Source organism: Saccharopolyspora sp. 7B (assembly GCF_020177435.1).
Taxonomy (GTDB): domain Bacteria; phylum Actinomycetota; class Actinomycetes; order Mycobacteriales; family Pseudonocardiaceae; genus Saccharopolyspora_C; species Saccharopolyspora_C gregorii.
On record NZ_JAIUKC010000017.1, the window covers coordinates 1 to 2,541 of the forward strand.

1 protein-coding gene is annotated in these 2,541 nt (G+C 70.4%); it reads right to left on the reverse strand.

Going from position 1 to position 2,541, the window contains the following annotated elements:
* Positions 1–94 precede the first annotated feature (94 nt).
* Entirely contained in the window at positions 95–2,314 is a 2,220-nt protein-coding gene (locus LCD33_RS03705; RefSeq protein ID WP_224967055.1) for a 3-hydroxyacyl-CoA dehydrogenase NAD-binding domain-containing protein, read from the reverse strand.
* Positions 2,315–2,541: the final 227 nt, after the last annotated feature.

Here is a 2,541-nt window from a genome sequence, read left to right on the forward strand (position 1 = left end):
GTGGCGCCCTTGCTTCGCCCCGCGGGGGGGGGGGGGCGGGGGGGGGGGGGGGGGGGGCGGGCCGGGCCCCGGTGAGCGTACGGCGACCTCGTGGTCACGCCGCGGAGGTGGCGCTGACGATCTCGGCGTCCGGCTCGCCGAGGTCGAACGACTCGCCGGCTTCAGCCTTGCGGACCAGGGATGCCGGCGGGGTGAAGCGCTCCCCGTAGCGCTCGGCGAGCGCCCGGGCGCGCTCGACGAATCCGGGGAGGCCGCCGGGGTAGCCGTTCATGTACTGCACCACTCCCCCGGTCCACGCGGGGAAGCCGATGCCGAAGATCGAGCCGATGTTGGCGTCCGGCACGGACCGCAGCACGTCCTCGTCCAGGCAGCGGACCGTTTCGACAGCCTGGATGAACAGCAGCCGTTCGACGAGGTCCTCGAGCACGACTTCCGACGGGTCGATGCTGCCCGCGCCGAGCTCGTCGACGAGTCCTGGCCACAGCCCGGCGCGGACGCCGTCGGTGTACTCGTAGAACCCGGCGCCGCCGGACCGGCCGGGGCGCTCGAATTCCTCCACCATCCGGTCGAGGATCTCGTCGGCCGGGTGCGGGGTCCAGGTGCCGCCGGCGGCTTCGAGCGCGCGCTTGGTCTCGGCTCGGATCTTGCGCGGCAGGGTGAGGGTGAGCTCGTCGAACAGCTGCAGCACCGGCGCGGGGAATCCGGCCTGGTTGGCGGCCTGCTCGATGGTGGCCGGGTGGAGGCCCTCCCCGAGCATCGACACGCCCTCGTTGAGGAAGGTGCCGATGACGCGGCTGGTGAAGAAGCCGCGGCTGTCGTTGACGACGATCGGCGTCTTCTTGATCTGCTGCACGACGTCGAACGCCCTGGCCAGCGCGCGGTCGCTGGTCTGCTCACCGCAGATGATCTCGACGAGCGGCATCTTGTCGACCGGCGAGAAGAAGTGCAGGCCGATGAAGTCCTCGCGGCGGCACACGCCTTCGGCGAGGGAGGTGATCGGCAGTGTGGAGGTGTTGGAGGCGATGAGGGCGTCCCCGTCGATGACGTCTTCGACCTCGCCGTACACCCGGTGCTTGAGCGCGGTGTCCTCGAACACGGCCTCGATGACCAGGTCGCAGCCGGTGAGCTGGTCGTTCTGGTCGGTGGGGGTGATGCGGGCGAGGACCTCGTCGCGTTCGGCCTCGGTGGTGCGGCCCTTGGCGACGGCCTTGTCGAGGATCTTCTCCGAGTAGGCCCTGCCCTTCTCGGCGGCGGCTGCGGAGACGTCCTTGAGCACCACCTGCATGCCCGCCTTCGCGCACACGTGGGCGATGCCCGCGCCCATCATGCCGCCGCCGAGCACGGCGACCTTGTTCGCCGTCCAGCGTTCGAACCCGTCGGGCCTGCTGCCGCCGGAGTTGATGTGCTGGAGGTCGAAGAAGAACGCCTTGCTCATGTTCTTCGAGGTCTGGCCGCTGGCGAGGTCGACGAAGTAGCGGCCTTCGATCTCCAGGGCGGTGTCGAAGTCGACCTGGGCACCTTCGACGGCGGCGGCGAGGATGTTCTTCGGCGCGGGCATCGGGGCGCCCTTGAGCTGCTTGCGCAGGTTCGCGGGGAACGCGGGGAGGTTCGCGGCGAACTTCGGGTTCGACGGGGTGCCGCCGGGGATCTTGTGCCCCTTCTCGTCCCACGGCTGCACGGCACCGGGGTTGTCCTTGATCCACTGCTTGGCGCGGTCGAGGAGGGCGTCGGCGTCGGTGACGACCTCGTCGACGAGGCCGATCTCCTTGGCCTTCTCCGGGCGCAGCCGCTGGCCCTGGGTGAGGACCTTGAGCAGGGCGTCGGCGATGCCGAGCATGCGGACCGTGCGGACGACGCCGCCGGCGCCGGGCAGCAGGCCGAGGGTGACCTCGGGCAGACCGAAGCGGGTCTTCGGGCCGTCGAGGGCGATGCGGTGGTGGCAGGCGAGGGCGATCTCCAGTCCGCCGCCGAGGGCGGTGCCGTTCAGCGCGGCGACGACCGGGACGCCCAACGTCTCCAGGGCGCGCAGCTGCCGCTTGCTGGTGGCGCTGACCTCGGCGAACTCCTCGATGTTGGCGGGGCGGACCTTGACGAGGTCGCGCAGGTCGCCGCCCGCGAAGAAGGTGCTCTTCGCCGAAGTGATCACCACGCCGGTGATCTTCTCGCGCTCGGCCTGGAGGCGCTGCACGGTCTCTTCCATCGACCGCAGGTAGCGGTCGTTCATCGTGTTCGCCTGCTGCTGGGGGTCGTCGAGGGTGAGCACGACGATGCCGTCGGCGTCCTCGGTCCAGCGGATGGTGCTCTGGTCGCTCATGGCGTAGGTGCCCTTCGTGGTTCGCGAACACCGGCCGGCGGGGTGCGATGAAGGGAACCTTTCTGCCACCGGTGGCAGGAAGGTTCCCTTGCTCGCATGCTTCGGACCGCCCCGTGGCGGGGGACTGCGGTGCGCGGAAGGTCGCCTTCCGGTCACCGGTGATCGGAAGGCGACCTCGTGGTCACGCCGCGGAGGTGGCGCTGACGATCTCGGCGTCCGGCTCGCCG